Source organism: Streptosporangium sp. NPDC050148, assembly GCF_055586505.1.
Map to the genome: position 1 here is coordinate 1 of NZ_JBVJIA010000041.1, position 23,681 is coordinate 23,681.

Below are 23,681 nucleotides of genomic sequence, written 5' to 3' on the forward strand. Positions count from 1 at the left end.
GGGAGGGGTGGGCTGGCGGAGAGGGTGGGGGGTGGGCAGGGGAAGGGAGAGGGAGGGGGAGGGGGGTGGGGGGGGGGGGTGGGGGGCGGGGGGGCGGGGCCCCCCCCCCCCCCCCCAACACCGGCATGGACGCCGCCCGCGCGCCCTTCCTGATGTTCCTCGACAGCGACGACGAGCTGCCCCGGCACGCCTGCAAGAGCCTGCTGCTGGAGGCCGAGCGCACCGACGCCGACTTCGTCATGGGCACCGTGGAGCGCGTCGACGAGGCGACCGGCGCCGTCACCCTGTGGTACCCGCAGCTGTTCGCCGAGCGGCGGACCGTGGAGGGCATCCGCGCCGAGCCCGAGCTGCTCTTCAACTGCCTGGCCACCAACAAGCTGTACCGGCGGAGCTTCCTGGACGCCACCGGCATCCGGTTCCACGAGGACATCCACCACGAGGACATCGTCTGGTCCACCGAGCTGTTCTGCCGGAGCAAGCTGTTCGCCCTGGTGCCGTGGCCGGTCTACCGCTGGCTGCTCGCGGCCACCCCGGCGACCAGGTCGATCTCCTCCCGGCGGCACGAGCTGGAGAACGTGCGCCAGCGCGTCACGGCCGCCGAGCTGAGCGACCGCGTGCTGGCCGAGACCCATTCCCTCGACCTCAAGCAGGACAAGGACTTCCGCTTCCTCTCCCACGACCTCCGCCTCTACCTGGGCGACCTGCCGCTGCGCGACCCGCGGTGGATCGACGAGTTCGCCGGCATCGTCATCCCGTACGTCGACACCCTGGAGCCGGGGGCGATCCGGCGGCTGAGCCGGGCCGAGCGGGTCTGCATCCAGCTCGTCCGCGAGCGGCGCGGCGCCGACGCGGCGCTCGCCGCCGTCGAGCTGGGCGGCGCCTCCTCGATCCCGCCCCGGCAGGTCGTCGCGCACGGCGGGCGGGTGTTCTGGGGGGCGACGCCGCCGGTGGACGAGCGGGGGCGGAGCGAGCTGGACGTCACCGAGCTGCACCTGGCCGAACAGCCGCTGACCGGCGCGCTGCTGCGGCACGAGCTGGTCGACCTGCAGGCGTCCGGGGACCGGGTGGACCTGACGGTACGGACCTACGACCCCGGCCGGGTGCTCGACGGCCGGGCGCCGTCCGCGTCGCTGCGCCTCGGCGGCAGGAGGAGGACGATCGCCTCGATCCCGTTCGCGCCGGTGCCCGCGGCGACCGGCCCGGACGGAACCGGATCCATGGACGGGACGGGGTCGCCCGAAGGGACCGGGTCCCCGGACGGGCCGGTCGTCCTGGAGGGGACGGTGTCGATCGCCCTGTCCGACCTGGTCTGGCCGGACGGCGTCGTACGGCCGCAGGCGGTCATGGTCGTGCTGAGCGAGGGCGGGCGCCACAACGTCAGGCCCCTGCTGGCCTCCCCCGGCCTGTCGTTCACCTCCGTGGGCGAGGTGGGTTCCGGGGTGCCCGGAGGCTCCGGGGGATCTAGGGCCTCCCGGGTGTCCGGCACGTCCTGGAGCCTCGGGAGGCTCGGGAGGCTCGGGACATCCGGGACGTCCGGTGCGTCCGTGGGCTCGGGGGTGTCGGGCGGCCCGGGACGGCTCGTCCTGGAGTCCTCGCCCGACGCACCGTTCCGCCTCACCGCGCGCAGGCTCGGCCCGGTCCCCCGGCGGCGGTTCCCCAGGCCGGCCGAGCTGTGGAGGAGCCTGCTCGCCGACCTCGCCACCCCCCGCAACCTGGGCCGCTTCTACCGGCTGGTCAGCGCGGTCGTGCCGGTGAACCGGCGTCTGGTGCTGTTCGAGTCGGCCGAGGGGAGCGACTACACCGGCAACCCGCGCTACATCCACGAGGAGCTGCAGCGGCGCGCCACCGAGCTGCGGGCGGTCTGGTCGCACGCGGGCGTTCCCGAGCGCTTCCCCGAGGACGTCGACCTCGTCCGGCGCGACACCTTCCGCTACGCCTGGACGCTGGCCCGCGCCGGGTACTGGGTGGACAGCCACAACCTGCCCTACTGCTACCGCAAGCGCAGGGGAACCCGCTACCTGCAGACCTGGCACGGCCAGGTCTTCAAGAAGATGGGCCTGGAGGAACCCCGGCACCGCACGCAGCCCGCCCTGGCCAGGAGGTACGCCGAGGCCGTGGCGCGCTGGGACGTGCTGCTCACGCCGAGCCGCGACTTCCAGCGCGACTTCGCCCGGGCCAGCGGCTTCGACGGTGAGCCGCTGCACGCGGGCTACCCGCGCAACGACGTGCTGGTACGGCACGCCGAGCCCGCGCAGCGCGAGCGGGCGCGGCTGGTACGGGAGTTCTTCGAGATCCCCGCGGGCAGACGGGTCGTCCTGTACGCGCCCACCTACCGCGACGGCGGGCGCTTCAGCGGCGACTCGATCCGGCTGGACCTGCCCGCCCTCGCCGAGGCGCTCCCCCCGGACTGGGTGATCCTGGTCCGGGCCCACCGCTACGACCGGTTCTCGGTGCCCGACCCGCTGGGCTTCCTCGTCCGGGACGCCTCGGCGTACCCCGAGGTGAACGACCTGATGCTGGCCTCGGACGTGCTGGTGACGGACTACTCCTCGATCATGTTCGACTACGCCTGCCTCGGCCGGCCGATCCTGTACTACGTCGACGACCACGAGAGCTACGCCTCCGCCCAGCGGGGCGTCTGCTTCGACCTGGCCGAGGTCGCGCCGGGGCCGCTGCTGCGCGACACCGGCGAGCTGGCCGGCGCGCTGGCCGGGCTCGACGAGGTCACCCAGACCTGTGCCGAGCGCTACGCCCGCTTCCGCGAGCGCTGGTGCGGCCTCGACGACGGGCAGTCCGCAGCCAGGGTCGTGGACGCCTTCTTCGGGGAGGCCGTCCGATGACCGCGTCCCCCACGGCCGAGGACAGGCCGTGCGACGACGAGCCCCCGCGTCCCCCGCGTCCCCTGAGCCCCCGGCGGGCCGCGCGACGCCGGCGCGTCCCCCGTTTCACCCGTTTCCCGCAGGAGATCATCCGATGAGAGCCCGCGACGTCTTCTTCCTCAGCACCGACGCCGACTCGATGGGCGGGTCCCAGCGGGTGATCCACACCCTGGCCCAGGGACTCGGGGCACGCGGCCACCGGGTGACCATGATCAGCATCAACCCGTCCAGGCAGCCGCAGACCTACGTCGCCGACCCCCTCTACCGGCGCGCCACGCTGTACGACACTCCCGCGCCCGAGGCCGCCGCCCGCGCGCTTCCGTGGCGCAGGGGCAGGCCCCGGCGCTCCCCGCGGGAGGTCGAGGCCGCCAGGACGAGGCTGCTGCGGCTGACCGACCCGGTCCGCGGCGGCTACCTGGTCGTCGCCTCCCCCTGGGCCGCCCACTGGATCGCCGACCTGCCCCTGGAGCACATCGCCAAGGTCGGCCAGTACCACCAGTCGTACGCCGAGGCGGTGGAGTCCCCGAACCTCAGGCTGATCAAGAAGCACTACGCCCACTACGACAAGGCGCTCTTCCTCTGCGAGGACTACGCCACCTCCTTCGCCGGCCACCGGCTCGCCAACTGCGGGACCATGCTGAACCCGGTCGGGATCTTCCCCGAGCGCGCGGCCCCGCTGCGCACCCCCCGGATCGTCTCGGCGGGGCGGCTGGTCCGGGTCAAGCGGATCGACCTGCTGATCGACGCCTTCGCCGCCGCGGCCCCGGCCGTCGCCGAGCGGTGGGAGCTGCACATCATCGGTGACGGGCCGCTGCGGGGGGCGCTGGAGGCGCAGGCGTGGCAGACCGGGTTCGGCGACCGGATCGTCTTCCGGGGGCAGGTCGCCGACGTCGAGTCCGAGTACCTCGACGCCTCCATCGTCACGCTGAGCAGCGACTTCGAGGGATGGGGGCTGGTGCTGGCCGAGGGCGCCGCCTGCGGCCTGCCCGCCGTGGCCAGCGACGCCTCGGCGGGCGTGCGGACCCTGGTCCGGGACGGGGACAACGGGATGCTGGCCGAGCCCGGCAACGCCGCGAGCTTCGCCGCCGCGCTGGAACGCCTCATGTCCGATGCCGAGCTGCGCCGCGCGATGGGCGCGCGGGGCAGGGAGCGGATGGGCGAGTACCGGCTGCCCCGGGTCCTGGACCGGTGGGAGGCGCTCTTCGACGAGATCGACCGCTGAGCGGCCGGTCCGCGGGTCGGCCTCCGGCGAGATCGATCGCACGAGCGGCCGGACGCCCGGTCCGCGACGGCCCCGGCGGGAGCGATCGCCGGACGGCCGGTCCGCGGGTCAGCGGCGGGCCGCCAGGATCCGTACCTCCCGCGCCAGCAGCGGCGTCAGCAGGATCCCCACCAGGATCGGCGTCACCATGAACCGGAAGTCCGGCGCGGTGTTGGTGAGGATCACGCCGAGCTGCTGGCCCGCGACCACCGCGGCCCCGGCCGTCGCCGCCCTGCTCCCGGTACGCCGCCAGGCCAGCGCGGCCGCGGCGTAGGCGAGGTAGCACCACAGGGGCCCCCGCCACAGCAGCCACTCGAACTGCCTGACCGTGGCGGCGTCCAGCGCGGTCAGCCCGGCGCTCCGCAGGATCGGCACGAACGGCCGCTGCCGCATCACCGAGGCCGTCGCGGTGCCCTCCCAGGCCGCGGGGAGCCGGGGGTCGTGCGTCGAGAAGCGGTAGAGCTCGCCGCCGGGTTCGCCCGCGGTCGAGCCGATCTGCCAGGCGAGCGCGGCGCGGCAGATGCGGGTGCCGAGCATCAGGCCGGGCGCGCGGACCAGCAGGCTCCGCCACAGCCGCAGGACGTCGGAGATCCGCCGCTCGGCCGCGGCGTGACCGAACGCGGGGTCGAAGAAGATCCGCGCCATGGTCTGGCAGGTCGCCCCCCGCCGCCAGGCGTCGGGCGGGGCGATGGTCTCCAGCAGCGCCCGCTCCTCGCGGCCGAACAGCTCGGGACGCTCCCCGTACGCCACGGCCAGGTCGCCGAAGACCGTCTGGTAGGCGAACGTGCGGGACGGCGGCGCGATGCCCAGGGCCGGATAGCCGGCCCCCAGCAGCAGCGGGGGCACGGCCACCGCCCCGGCCGCCGTCACCGCCACCCACCGGCGGGCGCCGGGCAGCAGCAGGACCAGCAGGACGGCGGCGATCAGCGCGACCAGGAAGCCGTTGTGGCGGAACAGGCCGAGCCCGAGCAGCTCGGCGCCCAGGGCGGCGTGACGCCGGTCCCAGACCCACCCGTTGCCGGGCCTGCGCCGCCGCCGGGATCCGCCCCGCCGCCGGGACCCGGCTCGCGCGGCACCCCCGGCGGGACCGGCCGTGGGACCGGTCATGGGACCGGCCGCGGACCCACGTGCCGCGTCACCGTCGGGACGGCCCGCGGCGTCCTCGGCCGGACCACCCGGCGGACCACCCGAAGGACGGCCTGACGGGCCACCCGACGGACCGCCCGACGGACCGCGCGCGGTGCGCCCGGAGGCGAGCCGGATCGCGGTGCCCACGGCCAGCACCGCGCAGATCGTGAACGGCACGTCCTTCCAGATCGTCACGGTGAAGGCGCCGAGCGGCGGCGACAGCGTGGCGCACCCGACCGCGACGAGCAGCCACCGCCGCCTCGGGCCCAGCGGCCGGAGCGCGCCCGCCAGGTGGGCCAGCGCGGCGGCCATCGCGGCCGTCTGCAGGAGGGTGACCCCGGACACGTCCCCGGTCAGCCACAGGCAGAGCCCGAGCAGCGCGTCGTAGGCGACCGACTGCCCGGCCACCCAGGGACCCGTCGTGACGTGCTCGACGTAGGTGACGGAGTCGGGGCTCATCAGCCCCGGATGGAAGGCGAGCCACCAGCCGAGCAGCACGAGCTGGCCGGTCGCGTAGCAGGCGAGCGTGAACCACCGGCCGGGGTCCGCCGGGGAACCGGGGGTCTCCCGCCGTCTCTCCCCGGCAACGCTCGGCCGCACCGTACTGATCGTCATGGTCTTCCCAGCGGGTTCCGGCAGCGGGCGGGTGCCCATCATCGGCCACCCGCCCCGGCCGCCCGCGCCGATATACGCAGCCGTGACCTGGGTAATCACCAAGCTTGCGACACGCCCGCCGGAGCGCCCCCGGCTCCGGCGGGGTGGGGTTTCACAGAACATCGTGACTCTTCCGCCCCGGAAGGCCTCAGCCGTCTCGATAGGATGCCCCTTCGACCGACGTCGATTTGACCCGGAGCTCCCCTCATGAAGTCTCCTGTCCGAATGTTGCTGGCCGCATCCTGCGCGCTGGCCATGGTTTCCGTTCCGACCACCGCGTGGAGTGCGGACAAGCCCGAAACGACCTCCAAGGCGAAGGAGACGGGCAAGGCCAAGCCCGCCCCCAAGCCCGTGCCCGTGGACTGCGCGAAGGTCAAGTGCATCGCGCTGACCTTCGACGACGGTCCCGGCAAGTACGCCGACAAGCTGCTCGACACCTTCAAGAAGTACAAGTCCAAGGCGACGTTCTTCCTTGAGGGCCAGTACGTGAAGTCCCGGCCCGCGTTCGCCAAGCGGATGGTCACCGAGGGCCACGAGATCGGCAACCACAGCTACACCCACCCGCACCTGCGGGAGGTGTCCGAGGACAAGATCCGCGACGAGCTGATCAACACCCAGGACATCGTCAAGAAGGTCACCGGCAAGTACCCGACGACGATCCGCCCCCCGTACGGCGAGTTCGACGAGCGGGTCACGGCGATCGCCAAGCAGATGGGCATGCCGATCATCCTGTGGAACGGCGGCTCGCGGGACTGGGCGACCAGGAACGAGAAGGCCATCCACGACGAGGTGCTCAAGAACGCCAAGCGTGACGGCGTCATCCTCATGCACGACTGGGTGGAGCAGACCGTCAAGGTGATGCCGAAGCTGCTGGCGTCGCTGCAGAAGCAGGGCTACCACGTGGTGTCGGTCTCCTCGCTGCGCGGCGCCAAGGCCACCGCACCCGGGGACGTCTACCCCGTCGGCTCCGAGAAGGACGAGGGCCTGGCCTCGGACTCGCCCACCGGCGACCCGGACGACTTCGCGCAGTCCCCGGCGGACGGTTCCTGACCCGCGGTCTCACAGGACGGCTCCCGAGCCCCGTCGCCCGAGGACGGCGGCCCGGGAGCCGTACCCCCCGCACCACCGGCGTTCCCCGCCCCGGCCGCACCGAGCGTGCCGGCGGCACCGACCGTGCCGTCCGTGCCGTCCGTGCCGTTCGTGCTCCCGGCGGCCGTCGCTCCCTCCGCACCCTCCGCGCCACCGGCGTTCCCCGCGGCCGCTCCGCGGGCCAGCCGCCTGCCCAGCCGCTGCATGGGAAGCTCCACGTAGCGGTAGGTGAGCAGGCTCAGGCCCAGCACCGTCAGCACGAACACCGCGCTGAGCAGGAGCTGCACCGCCTGCCCCGCGGCCCGCACGTCCCCGACGACGGCGTGGAAGATCCGCAGCAGCGGATGGTGCAGCAGGTAGACCGAGTAGCTCACCAGCCCCAGCCAGACGAGGAACCGGGGCAATTCGCGCCCGCGCAGGGCCATCCCCCCGGCGAACGTCGCCCCCGCCAGCACCATGGTCGCGAGCCACGGCCCCGACTGCACCCACCACCAGCCCGCCTGGGGCGCCCAGACGGGGGTGACGCCCACCAGGACGGCCGTCGCCGCGACCGGGACGAGCCCTCCCGCCCCCTCCTCCCAGCGGCGGATCGCGGTCCCGGCGAACATCACCGCCAGGATCACCGCCCCCAGCCACGGCACGAAGCCGGAGAAGATCAGCAGCACCAGGGCCATCGCGCCCAGCACGTAGGCGGCGCTCCTGCGGAACCTGCCGCCGACCAGGCAGGCCAGGCCCGCGAGGAACACCGGGCCCGACACCAGGGCGGGCCAGGGCCCCTGCAGCAGCGGCCCGGTCAGCACCAGCCCGGCGACGACCGCGACCGTCCCGAAGGCCACCGCGATCGTCCCGCTCGCCCGGTGCGCCCCGCCGACGAACAGCGCGGTCACGACCAGGTAGAAGACCATCTCGTACGAGAGCGTCCACATGGTGTCGGCCAGGCCGCCCCGGTGCACCACGTCCAGCAGCATCGTGGCGTGCGCGAAGACCGACGACAGGTCCCTGGGCACCTGCTCGCGGACCGGCATCCAGATCGCCGCCACCAGCACCCCGGCCACGACCAGCAGGTAGATCGGGTACAGCCGGAACACCCGGCTGATCCAGAAGGCCCGCACGTCCCCGCGCCGCTCCAGCGAGACCGGGATGATGTAGCCGCTGACCAGGAAGAACACCAGGACGCCGTACATGCCGAGGTTGAACCAGTACGGCCTCAGGGAGGGCATGAACCAGGGCAGCAGGTGTTCCAGCATGACGGCGACGGCGCCGATGCCGCGCAGCGCGTCGAGCCACGCCAGGCGGGCGGCGGAGGCCGGGGGGGCGCCGGCGCCGATCGGAGAGGTGGAGGACACCCGCCCCAACCTACCGTCCGGCACTTTGCGAAGCCTTGCCGTCGGCGACGAGCCGACCGATCACTCCCCCCGGAGGGTCACTCCCACTCGATGGTGCCCGGCGGCTTGCTGGTCACGTCGAGGACCACCCTGTTGATCTCGCGGACCTCGTTGGTGATGCGGGTGGAGATCCGGGCGAGCACGTCGTACGGGACGCGGGACCAGTCGGCGGTCATGGCGTCCTCGCTGGAGACCGGGCGGAGCACGACCGGGTGACCGTAGGTGCGGCCGTCGCCCTGGACGCCCACCGAGCGGACGTCGGCGAGCAGCACGACCGGGCACTGCCAGATGTCCCGGTCGAGACCGGCGCGGGTCAGCTCCTCCCGGGCGATGGCGTCGGCCTCGCGGAGGATCTCCAGGCGCTCGCGGCTGACCGCGCCGACGATGCGGATGCCCAGGCCGGGGCCGGGGAACGGCTGGCGCCAGACCATGGCGGCGGGCAGGCCCAGCTCCTCGCCGGCCCGGCGGACCTCGTCCTTGAACAGTGCGCGCAGCGGCTCGACCAGTGAGAACCGCAGGTCGTCGGGGAGGCCGCCGACGTTGTGGTGGGACTTGATGTTGGCGGTGCCGGTGCCGCCGCCGGACTCGACCACGTCCGGGTACAGGGTGCCCTGGACGAGGAAGTCGACGGGCCCGTCGGCCAGGATGGCGCGCTGCTCGTCCTCGAAGACCCTGATGAACTCGCGGCCGATGATCTTGCGCTTCTCCTCGGGGTCGGTGACCCCGTCGAGCGCCTTCAGGAAGCGCTCCTGGGCGTCGGCCACCCGGAGCTTGACGCCGGTGGCGGCCACGAAGTCGCGCTCGACCTGCTCGGCCTCGCCCTTGCGCAGCAGCCCGTGGTCGACGAAGACGCAGGTCAGGCGGTCACCGATGGCCCGCTGGACCATGGCGGCGGCCACCGCGGAGTCGACGCCGCCCGACAGGCCGCAGATGGCGCGGCCCTCGGGGCCGATCTGGGCGCGGATCGCCTCGACCGCGTCCTCGACGATGTTGAGCATCGTCCAGGAGGGGCGGCAGCCCGCGGCGTCGAGGAAGCGCTTGAGCACGGCCTGGCCGTGCTCGGAGTGCAACACCTCGGGGTGGAACTGGACGCCGTACAGCCCCAGCTCGGGGTGCTCGAAGGCGGCCACGGGCGTCTGGGCGGTCGCGGCGGTGACGAGGAACCCCTCGGGGGCGGCCGAGACGCTGTCGCCGTGGGACATCCAGACCGACTGGCTGCGGGGCAGCCCGGCGAAGAGCACGCCCTGGTCGCTCACGTCCAGGTGGGTGCCGCCGTACTCGGCGGTGCCGGTCCTGGCCACCTCGCCGCCGAGCTCCTGGGCCATGACCTGGAAGCCGTAGCAGATGCCGAAGGTGGGCACGCCGGTGCCGAACAGGCCCGCGGGGGCGGCCGGGGCGCCCTCGGCGTACACCGACGACGGGCCACCGGACAGGATGACGGCCTTGGGCTTCCTGGCCATCATCTCCTCCACCGGCATCGTCGAGGGGACGATCTCGGAGTAGACGTGGCATTCACGCACCCGTCGCGCGATCAGCTGCGCGTACTGCGCGCCGAAGTCGACGACCAGGACCGTGTCGAACTCAGACACAAGACCCCCAAAAGAACCCCCGAAGGGAACAGAGCGGTCGTGCCAGTCTATCGGCGCCCGCCCGCGCGCCCGTTCGGGTACGGGGGAGTGCCTATCCGTGGCGGGGAAAGGGGGGTACGGCCCCGGCCAGGAGGGCGTCGGTCTGATCGCGCAGGCCCTGCGCGTAGCCGGGGTGGGTCAGGGCCAGGAAGCGCTCCTCGCGGATGGCCTCCAGCGCCGCGAGCGCCACCGCGGCCGGGTCGACGCCCCCCTCCACGATCCCGTCGATGATCTCCCCGGAGAGCGCCTCGTCCTCGGTCCGCCCGGCGACCCGCAGGGGCTCCGGGCGGACCCGCTCGGAGCGGTTGATCCCGGTCCGCACCCCTCCCGGGCAGAGCGCCGTCACCCGGAGCCGGGAGGAGACCGACGCGAGATCCTGGGCCAGGGCCTGCGACGCCGCGAACGCGGCGTACTTCGAGACCGAGTAGGCCCCGGCGAGCGGGGCGGCGAACAGCCCCGCGACCGAGACCGTGTTGACGATGTGCCCCTCGGTGTCCTGCTCGATCATGCGGGGGACGAAGGCCCGGATGCCGTGCAGCACCCCCCACAGGTTCACCCCGAGCAGCCAGGCGAAGTCCTCGGGCTCCCTGGTCCAGATCCGGCCGCCCTGGAAGACGCCCGCGTTGTTGCAGAGCACGTGCACGGCGCCCAGCTCGCCGAAGGTCCGGTCGGCCAGGTGCTCCACGGCCACCGGGTCGGAGACGTCGGTGATCTCGGTGAGCACCGTGACCCCCTCCACCAGCGAGGCGGTCTCCGCGAGCCCTCCGGGGTCGACGTCGGCGAGCATCAGGGTCGTGCCCTCCGCGGCCAGGGCGAGCGCGAGGGCCCTGCCGATGCCGCCGCCCGCGCCGGTGACGACCGCGACCTTGCCCGACAGTTCCCGCATCGTGCCTCCTTGGGCCGGTGGCGCGCGTCCCGCGCCGTCGCGGGCCGTGGCGCACCTGGCGACCGATCGGCCACCAAGTTAACGTTGGAGACCACCGGCGGTCGAGGAGGCCCCATGACGAGCAGCGCAGTCGTCGTCACCGGCGGGGCGTCGGGGATCGGCCGGGCCTGCGCGCTGGCGCTGGCCGAGGCCGGGCGCCCGGTCGCGATCTGGGACCTGGACGGGCCGGGTGCCAAGGAGACCGCCTCGTTCGTCGCCATGAACGGGGCCGCCGCGGTCGCCGTGACCGTCGACGTCACCGACGCCTCGGCCTTCCCCGCCGCGATCGCCGCCGGCCGCGACGCCCTCGGGCCGATCGGCGGGCTGGTCCACGCGGCCGGGATCGCCGCGCCCACGGCCCTCGGCGACCTGACCGAGGACGCCTGGGACGCGGTCCTCGACGTCAACCTGCGCGCGCACGCCCTGCTGGTCAAGGCCCTGCTGCCGGACCTGCGCGGGCAGGAGGGCGCCGCGGTCGTCGGCGTCTCCTCCATCGAGGGCCTGGTCGGGCAGGCGTTCATCCCGGCGTACTGCTCCTCCAAGGCCGGGATGCTCGGCCTGACCCGGTCCATGGCCCACGAGCTGGTGCCGATCCGGGTGAACGCCGTCTGCCCCGGCTACATCGACACCCCGATGCTCGTCCACGCCACCGGTGGCGACCCCGGCCACCTGGAGTCCTTCAGGACCAGGTCGCCCCTGGGCCGCCTGGGCCGCCCCGGCGAGGTCGCCGCGGCCGTACGGTTCCTGCTGAGCGACGAGGCGTCCTTCATCACCGGCGCCCACCTGGTCGTCGACGGCGGGACCACGGCCGTGGACCGCTGACCGGTGATCGACGGGCGGCGATCACCGGTCGCCGAGCGCGAGAAGGGCCCCGCGGGCCCGCCCGCCGGGATCCTCACGCGGGAACGGGCGCCGTCCCCAGCGCGTGGCCGAGCAGGCCGAGCGGCGGCGAGCCGAGGGCGAGCATGGCGGTGTGGAAGCGGTTGAGCCCGAACCCGGAGCCCCATTCGGCCCTGGCGCGCTCACGCAGGTCGAGGATCTCCAGCTTGCCCCAGGTGTAGCGGCCGTAGGTGGGGTCGAAGGTGGCACGCGCCGCCTCCGACAGGGCCGCGGGACCGGCGATGTGGGTGTCGGCGGTGAAGCGGCGGGCCCCCTCCTCGACGGTCATCGCGCCGGAGTGCACGCCGATCGCGCAGGCCAGCCGGGTCACCCGCAGCAGCGCCTCCAGGCACACGCCGATCTCGAAACGCGGGTCGTCGGGCGCGAAGCCCTCCTCCACGCAGAGTTCCTCGGCGTAGTGCGCCCAGCCCTCGGCGAAGGCCAGCGACATCAGCGTGCGCCGCACCTCGGAGCGGACGTGGCGCAGGGCGCGGCCGTGCGAGAAGTGCCCGGGGGCGACCTCGTGCACGTTGATCGCCGGGAGCGTGGTCTCGCTGAAGACCTCCAGCCACTCCTCGATGTCGCGTTCGGGCCAGGAGGGGTCGGGCGGGGTGACGTGGTACCAGGAGGGACCGTCGGGCTCGCCCGGTGCCGCCCAGCTCATCATGGCCATGCTCCACCGGCGCGACTCGGGCGCGATGCCGACCAGGCACTCCCCGTCGTGGTGGGGCACCAGGTCCCTCTCCCGGGTGAACGCGATCGCCCGCTCGGTGCCGATCCTGGCCGCCTCGATCACGCCCTCGGGACCGGGGTGGTCCCTGACGAGCTCGCGCGCGACCTCCAGCGGCTGCCGGTCGGCGAAGCCCAGGGCCGCGCAGGACTCCGCCAGCCGGGCCATCAGCCGGTCGCGCTCGGCGTCGGCGCGCTCGGCGAGCCGTCCCAGGTCGACCGGGAGGCCCTCGCCCGCGCCCATCAGCCGGGCCAGGCCGTCGGCGCCGAGGGAGGCGTCCGGGTCCCCGGAACGGGCGGCCTTCTCGACGTGCTCCACCAGCCGGGCGTGGGCCCTGAACGCGGCCTCGCGCGCGCTCTCCTTCGCGTCCCCGGGCACCCCGGACGCCAGGCCGCGCACCGCTCCGAGCAGCGCGGTCGCGACGGGGGCGCTGAGCAGGTCGAGGGAGGCGATCGCGTGGTCCACCGCCTCGGGCCACAGGGCGAGGTGGGCCTGCTTGGCGGCCTCCCGGTCGGCCTCGGGCGCGTAGTCGCGGTCGTAGGTGGCCAGGTCGAGGTTGCCCAGGTGCTCCAGGGGGTTGCGCCGGTGCAGCTGCAGCTCGCCGAACTGCACCCGCATGGCCTCCTCGAAGATCTGCAGGTGGGCGGCGTCGTAGGGGTCGGCGGGCAGCGGCCCCCGGCCCAGCGCGGCCAGCCCGGCGCGCACCCCCTCCGGGGACAGGTCCTGGATCATGCCGTCGTACTCGTGCCGCCCGGCCATTTCCCTGACGCCGGAGACGGTGAGGTCGCAAACCGCACGAAGGCGGCCGTCGAGTTCGGTCATGACCGCGACGCTACAACAGGGGACGCGCCGCTAGCCCGTCTCCGCCGAGAGGTCGAGCCGGGCGAGCTCGCCCCGGGTGGCGACGCCCAGCTTGGGATAGGCGTTGTACAGGTGGTGGCCCACGGTCCTGGGGCTGAGGAAGAGCTGGGCGCCGATGTCGCGGTTGCTCAGACCCGCCGCGGCGAGCCGTACGACCTGGAACTCCTGCGGGGAGAGACGGCTCAGCGGGCCGGTGCCGCGATCCCGCGCGGCCAGGCTCTCGCCGGAGGCGCGCAGCTCGGTGCGGGCACGGGCGGCCCACGGTGCGGCGCCGAGCCGTTCGAAGATCTCCAGGGCGGAGCGGAGCGGCGGGCGGGCGTCCGACCTGCGGCGGGAGCGGCGCAGCCATTCGCCGTAGAGCAGCTCGGTCCTGGCCCGGTCGAAGGGGCGTTCCCCGGTGCGGTGCAGCCGGACCGCCCGCTCGTAGTACGCGCCGGCCTCCTCGTCGTCGGCGAGCAGCGCCCGGCACCGCAGCGCGACGGCACCGGCCCAGGGCTGCCCGGACTGCTCGGCCCAGCCCCGGTAGCGGCGGCAGGACTCCGCCGCGCGTCCGGGCAGCCCGAGGCGGGCCGCGGCCTCGACGAGGTCGGGCAGGCTGGAGAGGGTGTCCAGCCGGTTGGGGCCGGCCGTGACGCCCTCCAGCCGGTGCAGGGCGGCCTCGTGCCTGCCGAGGCCGAGGTCGAGCAGGCTGAGCGCGCACGCGGCCCACACCGGGTTCGCCCCGGTCCCCCGCGCCAGGACCTCCTTCACCAGGTCGGCGCAGCGCTCCTGGTCGCCCTCGACGGCCGCGATCTGGGCCAGGACGACCGCGTGGTAGCCCTCGTGGTCGCTCTGACCGGTGTCGTGCGCGATGCGCAGCCCCTCGGTGCCGCTCGCCAGCGCGTCGCGGTACCGCCCCTGGGGCATCTGCGCCCTGGCCAGCAGCGCCAGGGCCCGCGGCAGCACGCCGATCGCGCCCTCGGTACGGCAGTCCCGCACCAGGGCGACGGCCAGGTCGTGGGCCGCGACGTGCTCACCGAGCATCAGGTGCCACCAGGTGACCCGCGCGCGCTCCCGGAAACCCGCCCGGTGCGGCCCGCCCGCCGTGAGGCCGATCAGTTCGCGCAGCGCCGGCAGCCCGTCCCCGACCTCGTCGGCCGCCAGGCCGGTGAGCCCCGCGGCCACCCGGACGAGGGCCCGTACGCGGTCGTCGGGGGCATGGCCCAGGGCGCGGGCCCGTTCCACGACGCCGGTGACGGCCGCGAGGTCACCGGCGAACCAGGCGGCCTCGACCGCGTCGAAGAGCATGGCCGCCGTCGTGTCCGGGTCGTGCCCGGCGGTGGAGAGCACCGCCTCGGCGAGGATCTCGTGGGCCACCTTCGGCTGTCCCCGCTCGCCGGCGACGGTGGCCCGGACCCTGGCGACCTCCGCCGCCGTCGTCGGGTCCAGGGCGTGCGGGACGGCCTGGTCGGCCAGGGCGACGGCCCGGTCGAGCTGCCCGGCGTCGACGGCGGCCCGTGCCGCCGCGGCCAGGCGCCTGCCCCTGCCGTGCCGGTCGGGGCTGAGCGAGGCCGCGCGTTCGTAGGCCGCGGCGATCGCCGCGTACCCGCCGCGTGCGCGCGCGTGCTCGGCGCTGCGCTCCAGGGCGGCGGCGACCTCCTCGTCGGGACGCGTGCTGGCGGCGGCCAGGTGCCAGGCGCGCCGGTCGGCGTCGGCGTGCGCCTCCAGGGTGTCGGCCAGGGCCCGGTGCACCGCGATCCGCCGGCTCAGCGTGGCCCCCCGGTAGGCGGCGGCCCGGATCAGCGGGTGCCGGAAGACCAGCCGGTCCTCGGTGAAGAGCAGCAGGCGCCTGTGCTCGGCCGGTTCCAGGTCCTCGACGTCCGCGCCGAGCCGCGCGGCGGCCCCGAGCACGACGGCCGGATCGCCGGTGTCGTCGGCCGCGGCGACCAGCAGGAGGGTGCGGGTGCGCTCGGGCAGGGTGGCGATCCGGTCGGTGAAGGTCTGCTGGATCCGGCTGTGCGTCGGCAGCGTTCCCAGGTTGTACGGGTAGGCGGGCAGCTGGCCCTCGCGCTGCGCGGCCGACAGCTCCAGCAGGGCCAGCGGGTTGCCCCGGGCCTCGCGCAGGATCTGCTCCCGCACGTGCCGGGGCAGGTCGGCGGCGTGCCCGGCCAGCAGGTCCGCGGCGGTCGTCCCGTCCAGCCCGGACAGGCGCATCTCGGCGAGGCCGGGCGCGGGGAAGGCGGGCGCGTGCAGGTCGCGGGCGGCGAAGACCAGGGCGATGCCCTCGGCGCCGAGGCGGCGGGCGGCGAACAGCAGGACCTCGGCGGAGGCGTGGTCGAGCCAGTGGGCGTCGTCGACCAGGCACAGCAGCGGGCGGTCCTCGGCGAGGTCCGCCAGCAGGGTCAGGACCGCCAGGCCGGTCAGGAACCGGTCGCCGCCGGACACGGGCGCCATCCCCAGCGCGCCGCGCAGGGCCCGCGCCTGCCTGTCGGGGAGGGCGTCGACGTGGTCCGCGACCCCCCGCAGGAGCAGGTGCAGGCCGGCGAACGGCAGCTCGCTCTCCGACTCGATCCCGACCCCGCGCAGCACCCGCATGTCACCGGCCTCCGCCGCCGCGTGGTCGAGCAGGGCGGACTTCCCGATCCCGGCCTCCCCGCGGACGACCAGGGCCCCGCTCCGGCGGCCGCGGGCGTCGGCCAGGAGGCGGTCGATGACCGCCAGCTCGTCGGTCCGCCCGTGGAACATGACTAAAAACTACTCAACCGTTGTCCGCGGCCCGCAGGTGACCGGCTCAGGGGACCAGCACGACCTTGCCCACGGTGGCCCGCGTCTCCAGGGCGGTGTGCGCCAGCGCGGCCTCGGCGAGCGCGAACCGCTGGACCTCGGGGACGAGCCGGCCGGACGCCGCCTCGGCGAGCGAGCGCTCCTCCAGGCCGCGCAGCCCCCCGGGCGCCTTCAGGATCCGCGGGCCCAGAGCGACCGAGGCGGTCAGGCAGCGGGCGTAGAGGTCATCGGTGGACAGCTCGGTCGGCTTCCCCGCCGACCAGCCGAACATGACGAACCGGCCGCCGACGCCGAGCAGTTCCAGGGCGGTACGGCCCAGGGTGCCGCCGACCCCGTCGAAGGCCACCGTCACCTCGCGCCCGTTCAGCGCGTCGCGCACCCGGCCGCCCCAGTCCGGCGTGTCGTAGTCGACGGCGATCGACGCCCCCAGCCGTCGGACCCGCTCGGTCTTGGCCGGGCCGCCGGCCACGCCCACGACGGTCGCGCCGATGTTCCGCGCCGCCTGGACGAGCAGGTTGCCGATCCCGCCGGCGGCCGCGGTCACCAGCACCACGTCGTCCTGCACGATCTGCCCGACGTCGAGGATGCCCATGGTGGTGCGGCCGGTGCCGATCATCGCCACCGCGACGTCGTCCGCCAGGCCGTCGGGGAGCGCGTGCACCGCCTCGGCCTCGCGGACCGCGAACTCGGCGTAGCCGCCGCTGGCCAGGCCCAGGTGGGCGACGACCCGGCGGCCCAGCCAGCTCTCCTCGACGCCCTCGCCCACCGCGTCGACGACGCCGGCCACCTCGCGGCCGGGGGTCATCGGCAGGTCCGGGAGCGGGAAGGGCAGCTCGTCGGCGGAACCGGCGCGGATCGAGGTGTCCATGAGGTGGACCCCGGCGGCCCGTACCGCGATGCGGACCTGTCCCGGGCCGGGCGAGGGGTCCTCGACCTCCTCGTGGAGCAGGTTCTCGGCGGGGCCGAAGGCGTACTGCCGGATGGCGTGCATGACGATCTCCTGAATCGGTTCGGTGAGGGGACGGATCAGCCGGTGTAGGGCCGCCTGGACCTGGCCTCCCGCAGCGCGCGGGCCCACCAGGCGAGCTGGCCGAGCATGGACGTGGCCGCCGCGTCGCACTCCTCGGGTCTGCGGGGCCGGCCGTCGGGGTCGAACCGGTTGTGCGCGCCGTGGAAGCTGACCGTGTCGCGGACGGTCACCGCGTGCAGCTCGGCGAACACCTGCCGCAGGTGCTCCACCGCGCGCAGCCCTCCGGCCATGCCCCCGTAGGAGACGAAACCGATCGGCTTGGCCTGCCATTCGGTGAAGTGCCAGTCGATGGCGCTCTTGAGCGACGCGGGGAAGCTGTGGTTGTACTCGGGGGTCACGACGACGTACGCGTCGGCCGCGGCCAGCCGCGGGGTGAGCGCGGCCACCTCGGGCGGGGGCTCGTTCGTGAGCGTGGCGGGCAGCCGGGCCTCGGCCAGGTCCAGCACGTCGACGTCCATGTCGCCGTGCTGCTCGGCACGGCCGGTGAACCACCGGGCCACGGTCGGGGCGAAACGGCCCTCCCTGGTGCTGCCGATGATGATCGCCAGACGCAGCCGGTCCTGGGACACCGTGATCTCCTTCATGCCTCGTTCGGTCGGTGACACCGACGGTAGGAGAAGGCGGGACGGCGCCGCATGAGTCATATGACTGGTGTCCCGCGGCGACCGGCGCGGTTCCCGGACGCGGGCCCCGGCCCCGCGTGACCTGCGCGTCCGGTCGCCGGTGCCAGTCGATCGACAGAAGCGCGGCGGCGCGTCCCTTCCTAGCGTCGTGACCATGAACGAGCACGAGACACCGACCACGGCCGGGGCCGTGGAGCGCACGCGATGGGGACCGGTGGTGGCGCTCGCCATGGCGATGCTGGTCGTCTCGGTCGAGATGAGCCTGGCGGCGGTCACCCTGCCGGTGATCGGGGCCGAGATGGGCGTCGGCCCGGCCGCGACCGCCTGGGTGCTGCTGGGCTACGTCCTGCCCACGGCGGCCCTGGCCGTCCCCGCGGGCCGGTGGGTGGATCGCGCCGACCTGCGGTCGGTGCTCATGGTCGCGGTGACCGGGGTGGGGCTGACGAGCCTGCTGGCGGCGTTCGCGCCGGCGTTCTGGACACTCCTGGTCGCCCGGGTGCTGCAGGGGATCGCGGGGGGCCTGGTCGTCGCGGTCTACATGCCCGTCGTGCGGGCGAGCGTCCGGGCCGAGCACCGCGGCCGCGCCCTGGGCTACATCGCCACGATCATGCCCCTGGGCACGATGGCCGGCGCGTCGCTGGGAGGGCTCGTGGCCGGGGCGTACGGGTGGCGCCCGGTCTTCCTGCTGAAGATCCCGATCCTGCTCGTCGTGCTGTGGCTGGGGTACCGCACCGTTCCCGGCGGCCGGGGCGGCCTCCCCGCGCCGGACCGGTCGTTGCTGGGCGAGGTCGCGATCCTGGGGGGCGCGGTCGCCGCCCTGCTCCTGGCGTTCGACCGGGTCGGCGGCGGCGCGGTCGTCGTCGTACCGCTCGCGGTCACCGCCCTGGCGCTGGCCGTGGCGTGGAGCCGGCTCCCCGCCTCCCGGCCGGTGATCACGCTCGTCCGCCGCCGCGCGTACGGCCTGCCGCTGGCCGCCCTGCTGCTGATGAGCTCGGTCGTGGGGCTGACGCTGTTCCTGCTGCCCTATCTCGTGGCCGACGTGCTGCGGGGCACCCCCGGGACGACCGGGGTCGCGCTGCTGTTCTTCGTCGGCGGGATGGCGGCGTGCTCCCCGGTCAGCGGGGCGCTGGCCGACCGGTACCGGCCGAACGTGATCGCCGTCGCGGGCGGCGCGGTGACCCTGGCCGGGACGCTGAGCATGCTCACCCTGGGCCCGTCCGCGGGGCTCGCGGACCTGGCCTGGCGGCTGGCGCTGGTCGGTGCCGGTCAGGGGCTGTTCAACGCCCCGAACAACGCCGCGCTGCTGGCCGCGGCGCCCCTCGGCATGACGGGCACGGCCGGAGGGGTCGGCGCCACCGTCCGGACCCTCGGCTTCACGGTGGGCCCGGCCGTGACGTCCCTGGCGTGGCACCTGGCCGGGGGCGGGGCCGGCGGCTTCCGCGCCGGTGTGATCGTCCTGGCCTCGGCGCAGGTCGCCGGGCTCGCCGTTCTGGCGGCGGTCCGGGGAGGGCGGCGGAGCGGGGAGGAGACCGCCACGGATTGAATACTTGTAAATACCAAAAATGTGCTTTAGAGGCCCGGGAGGCCGACCTGTTCGGGCTCGGCGGGCTGGTCTGCCTCCTCGCGGTGGGCGCGGGGCTGGAACTCCCCGGGGACGGCGTCACCGGCCCGGCCCGGGGACGGCGCCTGCTCGACGACGTCATGGGGGACGCCTGGCGATCGCCCCTCATGAGGGCGGCCCCCTGCGGCGGAAGCGGTCCTGTCCGGCGGGAGCCGCCCTATCCGGTGAGGACGGCGGTCGCGATCTCCAGGGCGGGCCGGGGAGCCCTGCCCAGCAGGTTTCGCAGGTCGCCGCCGGTGCCGTCCATGAACCCGTGCGCGATGCACGAGTAGGTGCCGACCAGCATGGGGATCTGGAAGGGCGCCGGCCCGAGGGCGGCGAGATCCTCCCGCGCGCCGGCCAGGGTGCCCGGTTCGTACGAGACGGTGCTTCCGGTGGCGCCCGACAGGGCGGCGGCCAGGTCGGCGCCGCCGACCGCCTGCTCCCCGACGAGTTCGTAGACGCGTCCCGCGTGCGCGGGGGCGTCGGCCGCGACCAGGGCGGCCGCCTCGGCCAGGTCCGCGCGGGCCACCGCGGCCAGCCGCCCCGTCCCCAGCGGCGCCGTGATCCTGCCGTCCGCGACGGGGGCGAGCGTCGCCAGCAGCTCGGCGTACAGGCCGTTGCGCAGGATCGTCCAGCTCGCGGTGCCGGCCCGGAGCCTGCGCTCGGTCCAGCGGTGGGCGAGCGCGTAGGCCAGGTGGTCTCCGGCCGCGCTGAGGCTGGTGTAGACGATGTGCCGCACCCCGGCCCGTTCGGCCGCGTCGATCGCGGCGCCGTGCCGGGCGATCACGACGTCGTCCTCCCCGTAACCCGCGGAGATCAGCAACAGCGTGTCCACCCCGGCGAAGCCCTTCTCCAGCGAACCGGGGTCGTCGAAGTCGATCCGGCGGGCCGGGGATCCGGCCGGGATCTCCTCCGGGGAGCGGGTGCCGATCGCGACATCGGGCCGCCCGGCCAGCCGTTCGGTGACGAGGCGCCCCAGCGCCCCCGTCGCTCCGGTGACCAGAATCATGGAAGTCCCCCGCTCATGTGGTTCCCTGTAGTAACCACCCCATTCTCAGTAACCAGGACACTCGACGTAAGAAGGCATTCCAATGTCGGTAGGGCACACGGCGGTAACCGCCGATCCGGTCGTCTCCTGCGGCGGCGAGACCGAGGACTGCGGCATCCGCGAGGTCCTCGACCGGATCGGCGACAAGTGGTCGGTCCTGGTGGTCGTCGAGCTCGCCCAGGGAGTACGCCGGTTCCGCGAGCTCCAGCGGGCGGTCCCGGGCATCTCGCAGCGGATGCTCACCCTGACCGTACGGCGCCTGGAGCGTGACGGCCTGGTCTCCAGGACCGTCCACCCGGTCGTGCCGCCGAAGGTCGACTACGAGCTGACGCCGACCGGGCACAGCCTCACCCACCTGGTGAAGGCCCTCGCCGACTGGTCGGCCGAGCACCGCGACGGCATCGCCGACTCCCGCCGCCGCTGGGACGCCGCCAACCCCGGCTCCGACGTCCGCTGACCCCCTGGCCGGCCCGACCCGGCCCGGCCCGAACCGCTCCTACCGCGCCGCCCGCCCGTCCGGCTCGGCGACGCGGTCCAGCAGCGCCTCCAGCGTCTTGTCGTCGGTGGCCGGTGCCATCACCACCGCCCGCAGGTGCCGGACCCCGCCGATCTCGGCCGAGGTCAGTTGGAACGAGCCGTCCTCCATCAGGCGTTCCCGGACGGCCGCCTGGTCGCCGGTGCCGTACCGGAAGCAGACGATGTTGCTCTCCGGCTCGTAGGGGCAGGTGAAGCCCGGCCGGCGCGTGGCCAGCTCCCACAGGCGGTGGGCGGTGGCGTACCGCTGCGCGACGTACTCGCCCAGGCCGCGCTCGCCCCGCCAGGCCAGGTTGAGGAAGATCTTCAGGCCCAGCTCGGCCTTGCTGCACTCCACGGTCCTGCCGATGAGGTCGAAGCCCTGCTCGCCGTAGAACAGGTAGCTGGCCTTCTGCCGGAAGGCCGCGTCCAGGTCGCCCTCCCTGCGGGTCAGCACCGCCGCCGCCAGGCTGGAGGTACGGAGCATCTTGTGCGCGTCCCAGATCAGCGAGTCGGCGAGCTCGATCCCGTCCAGCAGGTGGCGGTGTCCCTCCGACAGCAGCGCCGAGGCGCCGTGGGCGCCGTCCACGTGGAACCAGATCCCGTTGGCCGCGCAGAACCCGCCGACACCGCGCAGGTCGTCGTACAGGCCGGTCCCGGTCGCGCAGGCGTTCGCCACCAGGGCCATCGGCCGCCGCCCGGCCCGGCGTACCCGCGCCAACGCCTCGGGCAGGCGCGCGACGTCGATCCTGCCGAGCCCGTCCACGTCCAGCGGCATCACGGCCCGCTCCCCCAGGCCGAGGATCGCGGCGGCGCGGGTGAGCGAGTAGTGCGTCGAGGCCGGGGCGAGCAGGGCCAGATCGCCCGGTACGCCGTCGGTCCACGCGTCCGGGGCCACCGAGGCCCGCGCGGCCAGCAGCGCGGTGAGGTTGGCCAGCGACCCCCCGTGGGTCAGCACCCCGCCGCCCGCCTCGCCGAACCCCACCGTGGCGAGCATCCAGCGCAACACCTCGAACTCCACGGTCGCGGCCGAGGCGCCCATCTCGTAGATCGCCATCGGGTTGTTGCTCACCCCGTGGACGAGGTCGGCCAGCGCGGCCGGGAAGTCGGGGACGGCGACCTGGTGGCCGAGGTAGGCGGGGTGGTGCAGCCGGGTGCCCTCGGCGAGGTAGACCCGCAGGAACTCCGCGTGGTCGTCGGCGGTCATCCCGCCCTCGCGGATCCACCGGGCGAGGCCGAGCCGTTCGGCCAGCTCGCGCGGGGGCCTGCGGCGGATGACGGGCGGCACGCCCCGCTGGCTCTCGTCGACGTAGGCGGCCAGCTCACCGACGGTCGCGTTCGCCGCGTTCACGAATTCTTCGACATTCCACATCACACGGGGATACTGGTGGAATTCACGGTGGCTCGCCATCGCGTCCGAATCACGGAGGACCGAAGACGATGAGCGTCGAACTGGATTCGGTGGACCGGCGGATTCTGGTCGAGTTGCAGAAGGATGCGCGGCTGCCCAACAAGGACCTGGCCGAGCGCGTGGGCGTCGCCCCGTCCACCGCGCTGGAGCGGGTGCGCTCCCTGCGCAGGCGCGGGGTGATCGGCGCCTTCCGCGCGGAGGTCGACCCGGCCACACTGGGCCGTCCCCTGCAGGCGCTGCTGGCCCTGCGGGTACGCCCGCACACCAGCCAGCTCGTCGACCCGCTGCGGGCCTTCGTCCTGGGCCTGCCCGAGACCATCGCCCTGTTCCACGTGGCCGGGCCGCAGGACTTCCTGGTCCACGTGGCGGTCGCCGACGCCGACCGCCTGCACCGGCTGCTGCTGGAGAAGTTCCTGATCCGCCCGGAGATCGTGCACGTCGAGACGACCCTCATCTACCGGACCGAGACCCAGCCCGTCCAGCGGCCCACCGGCTGACCCGCGTCTCAGGCCGACGGCCGGGACGTCGTACGCGTCGCTTCAGGGGGAAGCCTCCAGCGGGCCCAGACGGTCTTGCCGGGGTGGTCGGGCAGCGGGACGACGCCGGAATCGTGGGAGAGGGCCTCGACGATGGTCAGGCCACGGCCGTGCAGGGCGCCGGTGTCGAGACGAAGGTGCCGGGGCCGCCCCGGCCCGTGGTCGGTCGGCATGTCCGTGTCTCATGGATGCAGGGAATCGGGTACGACATGATTCGAGTCCATGCACATCCTCAGCACGTCTCCATCGAGTTGGTCGGAGAGGCGGAGAAACTGTGGACCTGACCAAGGAGCTGGAGAACGCGGTCTGGCATAAGGCCACGAAGAGCGCGTCCAACCAAGACGACTGCCTTGAGGTGGCTCCGCTGTCCGGTGGAAGGGTCGGCCTGCGCGACACCGAGGCCCCGGAGAAGGCCCCCTTCGTGGTGAGCGCCGGTATCTGGGACGCGTTCGTCGACGGAGCCAAGAAGGGCGAGTTCGACTTCTGACGTGACCAGAAGGCGCAAGGGCCCTTCAGACACCGGCCGAGGGACTCTTAAAGATCGTGACTAGTTCGGTGAGGCGGTGGTAACAGATGAGAGCCGCCGCGACGGCGACGAAGGACGCGAAGTGCTCTGCTCGGCGTTCGTAGCGGCGATATAGGCGGCGGCAGCCGGGCAGTCGGGAGACGGTTCGTTCGACGACCCGGCAGTGACGGCTGCCGATCAGCAAGTGGCCGGTCGATAAAGCTTCGCTG

The 23,681-nt window shown here is 74.1% G+C and carries 19 protein-coding genes and 1 pseudogene; 8 read left to right on the plus strand and 12 right to left on the minus strand.

Annotated features, from left to right (window positions below):
• Positions 1–125: 125 nt before the first annotated feature.
• On the plus strand, positions 126–2,840 hold the full coding sequence (locus tag ACZ6RT_RS32400) for a CDP-glycerol glycerophosphotransferase family protein (RefSeq protein ID WP_470157644.1): 2,715 nt from the start codon (positions 126–128) through the stop codon (positions 2,838–2,840).
• Between the two features lie 133 nt (positions 2,841–2,973).
• On the plus strand, positions 2,974–4,101 hold the full coding sequence (locus ACZ6RT_RS32405; protein WP_470157646.1) for a glycosyltransferase: 1,128 nt from the start codon (positions 2,974–2,976) through the stop codon (positions 4,099–4,101).
• A 108-nt stretch (positions 4,102–4,209) separates the two neighbouring features.
• Here the strand turns inward: ACZ6RT_RS32405 and ACZ6RT_RS32410 are convergent, their stop codons facing one another.
• Positions 4,210–5,883 carry a hypothetical protein gene (locus ACZ6RT_RS32410; protein ID WP_470157648.1) on the minus strand — a complete coding sequence of 558 codons (1,674 nt, stop codon included), beginning with the start codon at positions 5,881–5,883 and terminating at the stop codon, positions 4,210–4,212.
• Positions 5,884–6,147: 264 nt separating this feature from the next.
• Here ACZ6RT_RS32410 and ACZ6RT_RS32415 point away from each other — a divergent pair, with 264 nt between their 5' ends.
• Positions 6,148–6,972, plus strand: coding sequence for a polysaccharide deacetylase family protein (locus tag ACZ6RT_RS32415; protein ID WP_470157650.1), 825 nt, complete (start codon positions 6,148–6,150; stop codon positions 6,970–6,972).
• On the opposite strand, the gene ACZ6RT_RS32420 is transcribed toward ACZ6RT_RS32415, so the two are convergent.
• From ACZ6RT_RS32420 to ACZ6RT_RS32430, 3 genes are all read right to left on the minus strand, one after another.
• Complete coding sequence (locus tag ACZ6RT_RS32420; RefSeq protein WP_470157652.1) at positions 6,876–8,357, minus strand: acyltransferase family protein; 1,482 nt, start codon at positions 8,355–8,357, stop codon at positions 6,876–6,878. The two genes, ACZ6RT_RS32415 and ACZ6RT_RS32420, sit on opposite strands and share 97 nt — an antisense overlap.
• Positions 8,358–8,434: 77 nt before the next feature.
• Positions 8,435–10,036, minus strand: a complete 1,602-nt coding sequence (guaA, locus tag ACZ6RT_RS32425; protein ID WP_399186090.1) for a glutamine-hydrolyzing GMP synthase — start codon at positions 10,034–10,036, stop codon at positions 8,435–8,437.
• Positions 10,037–10,076: 40 nt separating this feature from the next.
• A complete protein-coding gene (locus tag ACZ6RT_RS32430; RefSeq protein WP_399185807.1) occupies positions 10,077–10,910 on the minus strand; it encodes an SDR family NAD(P)-dependent oxidoreductase in 834 nt (277 codons plus the stop codon).
• A gap of 114 nt (positions 10,911–11,024) precedes the next feature.
• Here ACZ6RT_RS32430 and ACZ6RT_RS32435 point away from each other — a divergent pair, with 114 nt between their 5' ends.
• Positions 11,025–11,771 carry an SDR family NAD(P)-dependent oxidoreductase gene (locus tag ACZ6RT_RS32435; protein WP_470157654.1) on the plus strand — a complete coding sequence of 249 codons (747 nt, stop codon included), beginning with the start codon at positions 11,025–11,027 and terminating at the stop codon, positions 11,769–11,771.
• Positions 11,772–11,844: 73 nt separating this feature from the next.
• On the opposite strand, the gene ACZ6RT_RS32440 is transcribed toward ACZ6RT_RS32435, so the two are convergent.
• The 4 genes from ACZ6RT_RS32440 to ACZ6RT_RS32455 are packed head-to-tail and all read right to left on the minus strand — an operon-like array spanning position 11,845 to position 17,796.
• On the minus strand, positions 11,845–13,380 hold the full coding sequence (locus tag ACZ6RT_RS32440; RefSeq protein ID WP_470157655.1) for a DUF885 family protein: 1,536 nt from the start codon (positions 13,378–13,380) through the stop codon (positions 11,845–11,847).
• A 30-nt stretch (positions 13,381–13,410) separates the two neighbouring features.
• On the minus strand, positions 13,411–16,143 hold the full coding sequence (locus ACZ6RT_RS32445; RefSeq protein ID WP_470157657.1) for an ATP-binding protein: 2,733 nt from the start codon (positions 16,141–16,143) through the stop codon (positions 13,411–13,413).
• 46 nt (positions 16,144–16,189) lie between these two features.
• Entirely contained in the window at positions 16,190–17,173 is a 984-nt protein-coding gene (locus ACZ6RT_RS32450) for a zinc-binding dehydrogenase (protein ID WP_399185803.1), read from the minus strand.
• A 35-nt stretch (positions 17,174–17,208) separates the two neighbouring features.
• Positions 17,209–17,796, minus strand: a complete 588-nt coding sequence (locus ACZ6RT_RS32455; RefSeq protein WP_399185802.1) for an NADPH-dependent FMN reductase — start codon at positions 17,794–17,796, stop codon at positions 17,209–17,211.
• A 193-nt stretch (positions 17,797–17,989) separates the two neighbouring features.
• Here ACZ6RT_RS32455 and ACZ6RT_RS32460 point away from each other — a divergent pair, with 193 nt between their 5' ends.
• A complete protein-coding gene (locus tag ACZ6RT_RS32460; protein ID WP_470157659.1) occupies positions 17,990–19,378 on the plus strand; it encodes an MFS transporter in 1,389 nt (462 codons plus the stop codon).
• A 235-nt stretch (positions 19,379–19,613) separates the two neighbouring features.
• On the opposite strand, the gene ACZ6RT_RS32465 is transcribed toward ACZ6RT_RS32460, so the two are convergent.
• Entirely contained in the window at positions 19,614–20,447 is an 834-nt protein-coding gene (locus ACZ6RT_RS32465) for an NAD(P)H-binding protein (RefSeq protein WP_470157661.1), read from the minus strand.
• Between the two features lie 82 nt (positions 20,448–20,529).
• On the opposite strand from ACZ6RT_RS32465, the gene ACZ6RT_RS32470 reads away from it, so the two are divergent.
• The gene (locus tag ACZ6RT_RS32470; protein ID WP_399185799.1) at positions 20,530–20,943 is read left to right on the plus strand and encodes a winged helix-turn-helix transcriptional regulator; all 414 of its coding nucleotides are present in this window, start codon (positions 20,530–20,532) and stop codon (positions 20,941–20,943) included.
• A 39-nt stretch (positions 20,944–20,982) separates the two neighbouring features.
• On the opposite strand, the gene ACZ6RT_RS32475 is transcribed toward ACZ6RT_RS32470, so the two are convergent.
• Complete coding sequence (locus tag ACZ6RT_RS32475; RefSeq protein WP_470157663.1) at positions 20,983–22,350, minus strand: pyridoxal phosphate-dependent decarboxylase family protein; 1,368 nt, start codon at positions 22,348–22,350, stop codon at positions 20,983–20,985.
• 89 nt (positions 22,351–22,439) lie between these two features.
• Here ACZ6RT_RS32475 and ACZ6RT_RS32480 point away from each other — a divergent pair, with 89 nt between their 5' ends.
• A complete protein-coding gene (locus tag ACZ6RT_RS32480; protein ID WP_344889838.1) occupies positions 22,440–22,907 on the plus strand; it encodes an Lrp/AsnC family transcriptional regulator in 468 nt (155 codons plus the stop codon).
• A gap of 8 nt (positions 22,908–22,915) precedes the next feature.
• Here the strand turns inward: ACZ6RT_RS32480 and ACZ6RT_RS32485 are convergent, their stop codons facing one another.
• Complete coding sequence (locus ACZ6RT_RS32485) at positions 22,916–23,119, minus strand: hypothetical protein (RefSeq protein ID WP_470157665.1); 204 nt, start codon at positions 23,117–23,119, stop codon at positions 22,916–22,918.
• Positions 23,120–23,220: 101 nt separating this feature from the next.
• Between ACZ6RT_RS32485 and ACZ6RT_RS32490 the strand changes: the two genes are divergently transcribed.
• Positions 23,221–23,433 (plus strand): DUF397 domain-containing protein, encoded by a 213-nt coding sequence (locus tag ACZ6RT_RS32490; RefSeq protein ID WP_470157667.1) that lies wholly within the window; start codon positions 23,221–23,223, stop codon positions 23,431–23,433.
• Between the two features lie 25 nt (positions 23,434–23,458).
• On the opposite strand, the pseudogene ACZ6RT_RS32495 reads toward ACZ6RT_RS32490, so the two are convergent.
• Positions 23,459–23,668, minus strand: a pseudogene (locus ACZ6RT_RS32495) (hypothetical protein); the annotation flags it as partial.
• Positions 23,669–23,681: the final 13 nt, after the last annotated feature.

Coding starts and splice junctions, on each gene's coding strand:
- ACZ6RT_RS32400 (WP_470157644.1), top strand. CDS start 126: ATGGACGCCGCCCGCGCGCCCTTCCTGATGTTCCTCGACAGCGACGAC.
- ACZ6RT_RS32405 (WP_470157646.1), top strand. CDS start 2,974: ATGAGAGCCCGCGACGTCTTCTTCCTCAGCACCGACGCCGACTCGATG.
- ACZ6RT_RS32410 (WP_470157648.1), bottom strand. CDS start 5,883: ATGACGATCAGTACGGTGCGGCCGAGCGTTGCCGGGGAGAGACGGCGG.
- ACZ6RT_RS32415 (WP_470157650.1), top strand. CDS start 6,148: ATGTTGCTGGCCGCATCCTGCGCGCTGGCCATGGTTTCCGTTCCGACC.
- ACZ6RT_RS32430 (WP_399185807.1), bottom strand. CDS start 10,910: ATGCGGGAACTGTCGGGCAAGGTCGCGGTCGTCACCGGCGCGGGCGGC.
- ACZ6RT_RS32435 (WP_470157654.1), top strand. CDS start 11,025: ATGACGAGCAGCGCAGTCGTCGTCACCGGCGGGGCGTCGGGGATCGGC.
- ACZ6RT_RS32440 (WP_470157655.1), bottom strand. CDS start 13,380: ATGACCGAACTCGACGGCCGCCTTCGTGCGGTTTGCGACCTCACCGTC.
- ACZ6RT_RS32445 (WP_470157657.1), bottom strand. CDS start 16,143: ATGTTCCACGGGCGGACCGACGAGCTGGCGGTCATCGACCGCCTCCTG.
- ACZ6RT_RS32450 (WP_399185803.1), bottom strand. CDS start 17,173: ATGCACGCCATCCGGCAGTACGCCTTCGGCCCCGCCGAGAACCTGCTC.
- ACZ6RT_RS32455 (WP_399185802.1), bottom strand. CDS start 17,796: ATGAAGGAGATCACGGTGTCCCAGGACCGGCTGCGTCTGGCGATCATC.
- ACZ6RT_RS32460 (WP_470157659.1), top strand. CDS start 17,990: ATGAACGAGCACGAGACACCGACCACGGCCGGGGCCGTGGAGCGCACG.
- ACZ6RT_RS32465 (WP_470157661.1), bottom strand. CDS start 20,447: ATGATTCTGGTCACCGGAGCGACGGGGGCGCTGGGGCGCCTCGTCACC.
- ACZ6RT_RS32470 (WP_399185799.1), top strand. CDS start 20,530: ATGTCGGTAGGGCACACGGCGGTAACCGCCGATCCGGTCGTCTCCTGC.
- ACZ6RT_RS32480 (WP_344889838.1), top strand. CDS start 22,440: ATGAGCGTCGAACTGGATTCGGTGGACCGGCGGATTCTGGTCGAGTTG.
- ACZ6RT_RS32485 (WP_470157665.1), bottom strand. CDS start 23,119: ATGCCGACCGACCACGGGCCGGGGCGGCCCCGGCACCTTCGTCTCGAC.